Raw genomic sequence first — 2,091 nt, 5'->3', positions numbered from 1 at the left:
CCGAAATCCTTGTTGTCCAGTTTATCTTCGATGTCTTTAATCTCTTTCTTAATTTCTTTCAGGCCGAATTTATCATCGTCGAGTTTTTTCTCTATTTCCTTTATTTCTTTCTTTATTTCTTCTAAGCCGAAGTCTTTGTCGTCCAGCTTTTTCTCTATATCTTTAATCTCCTTCTTTATTTCCTTCAGGCCGAACTTTTTATTTAAGAGCAGGGCGAGTACTGTTAAATCGAAGGTAGAAATTTCAGCGCCTTCGGCGGATTCCAGCTCGCTCAGGAATCCGTCAAGAAATTGATATATATTCTCAATGTCTTCATCGAATTCCATTTGTTCAAATTTTTCGATTAGCTTTTTTAACAGTTCAGCTTTAGTCATATCTTGACACTCCCCCTTTTTTGTTTTTCTACTGTATAATATGAACATAACAACAAAAATGTTCATCGCACACGAAAGATAAATGGCCTTAAAACAAAAAGCTCTTGAATTATTCAAGAGAATATGTTAATATAATAGTGCAGTTCGTGCCGAAGTGGTGGAATTGGCAGACGCGCTACATTCAGGGTGTAGTGTGCGAAACGCACGTGTGGGTTCGAATCCCACCTTCGGCACCATGATGAAACTAGGCTCCTGGGGGAAAAAGGAGCCTTTAATTTATATACGCGGAAAAAAGAGCCAAAGCGGCTCTTTTTTATTTTTCTAATAACTGCCGGATATATTTTTGTAGATAAGTAGCAATATAATATACAGAAAAGACGTGCTATGAAAAGTCAATAGGCTAGAGCAAAAATTTCTTGACAATCATTTAGAAATTCTGTTCACGCATTTTTGCTGGGAGGAGACCATTGATAGTCCGGGTCATACGGCCGGTTATCCTTCCAGAGAGAGTAGATCAGGTGAACAAGTTTTCTTGCAACGGCTCCTGTAGCAACATTCGAGTGTTTTCCCTGGCTGCGTTTTAGCTCGTAATAAGACCTTAACTCCGGGTTAAAGCGACGGGCTGAAACAGCGGCTAACCACAGGCTGTTTTCTTAAACCAGGGGAACCGCGTTTAGACATACGGTTACGAGTACCCTCAAACAATCCTGAAGCCCTGACTGTAGCATCTAAACCGGCATAGGCTACGAGAGCACGGGGGTTAGGGAAACGAGAAATATCACCTATCTCACCGATAATTGCGGCAGCCAGGACAGGGCCAATGCCTGGAATAGTTTCAATTACATGGCGATAGGGGGTATCCTTACTGGGACGAAGCTCCTCCATAACCTCGTTAATTGCATCTTCGATAACCTTTATCTGTTCTTCAATAAATTCAATTTGCTCAACCAGCAAACGCAGCTGAAGGGTGAAAGCGTCTAGAGCAAGGGTAATGCCGAAGGTTCCTTTAGCCAGAGATTGAATCTTTTTAGCTCTTTCTTCACCGAACCGGCCGCGGGAATGTTCTTTAAGGAAAGCAGATAACTCTGAAAGGTCCACTTCGGCCAAATCTTCCGGCTCCGGGTAAGATTTAAGCAGCTCCCTTGAAGTCCGGATAAACACATCGGAGAAGCAGTCTGGGTATTCGGGGAAAATCCTATCCAAAATACTAAGTCACCCTGTTCTTAAGGCCACCGACCTGGCGAACGAACTCAAAACGGAGTCGTGAGAGCGACTGCAATTTGAGGGTCGTTTCAGAAGGAAGCCTGGTTTCAGGGGCTCTTCCCAATCGCAGCAAGTCAGCAAGGAGCAGAGCATCTTTTTGGTCGGTTTTAGTTTTACGCACATAGAGATTCCGCAAAGCATCCGACTGAATGGGATTGATGACATGAAGTTCAAATCCCTGGTTAGTGAGGTAGCAGTAGATAGGGAGCCAGTAATGGCCGGTAGCCTCTAAGCAGAACTTTACGTCATCAGGCTTTAAACCGAGTCTTTCCAATGCCTGCAAAAGCTTATTCATCCCTTTATGGTTATTATCTAGATGCATCTTTAAGACTATATCACCGGAGTCGTTTACGAGGCAAACTTCGTGACTATGTTTAGCCACATCAATACCGCCATAGATCATATTTACATCCTCGCTTTCATTGAAATTAGGCAGGGTTCCCGCAATCCCCTA

General features: G+C 43.0%; 1 tRNA gene and 2 pseudogenes. 1 reads left to right on the top strand and 2 read right to left on the bottom strand.

The window, feature by feature from the left end:
• Positions 1-374, bottom strand: a pseudogene (locus LZ11_RS12170) (hypothetical protein); the annotation flags it as partial.
• Between the two features lie 148 nt (positions 375-522).
• Here LZ11_RS12170 and LZ11_RS12165 point away from each other — a divergent pair.
• A tRNA-Leu gene (locus tag LZ11_RS12165) sits at positions 523-610 on the top strand.
• A 204-nt stretch (positions 611-814) separates the two neighbouring features.
• Here the strand turns inward: LZ11_RS12165 and LZ11_RS12160 are convergent.
• A pseudogene (locus LZ11_RS12160) lies at positions 815-2,040 on the bottom strand (IS110 family RNA-guided transposase).
• Between the last annotated feature and the right edge of the window lie 51 nt (positions 2,041-2,091).

It is taken from the genome of Thermosediminibacter litoriperuensis, from assembly GCF_008124715.1.
GTDB classification, from domain to species: Bacteria; Bacillota; Thermosediminibacteria; order Thermosediminibacterales; family Thermosediminibacteraceae; genus Thermosediminibacter; species Thermosediminibacter litoriperuensis.
Note: the sequence above shows the minus strand (reverse complement) of the source record. Positions and strands in the feature narration are given on the sequence as shown.